At 65.2% G+C, this 204-nt stretch carries 1 protein-coding gene; it reads left to right on the top strand.

The features are described 5' to 3' along the window. The coding region (locus QJT78_RS53065) for a transposase (protein WP_281461039.1) at window positions 1-204 on the top strand (204 nt) is incomplete at both ends.

The following is a 204-nucleotide window of genomic DNA, read 5'->3' as shown; positions in this document are numbered from 1 at the left end:
CGTGCACAGCCTGGTCGATATGTTCCGCGCTCGCATGTTCGCGATCTGCTGCGGCTACGAGGACGCCGACGACCTCGATCATCTGAGGTCCGATCCGGCATTCAAACTGGCCTGCGGTCGCCTACCGGACACGGGCCGGGATTTGTGTTCCCAGCCGACGCTGTCGCGGCTGGAGAATGCTCCGCGCCTGCGCGACGTGATCCG

It is taken from the genome of Bradyrhizobium sp. Mp27, from assembly GCF_029953005.1.
In the GTDB taxonomy this organism is placed as follows: Bacteria; Pseudomonadota; Alphaproteobacteria; order Rhizobiales; family Xanthobacteraceae; genus Bradyrhizobium; species Bradyrhizobium barranii.
This window is presented reverse-complemented; position numbering and strand designations above follow the sequence as displayed.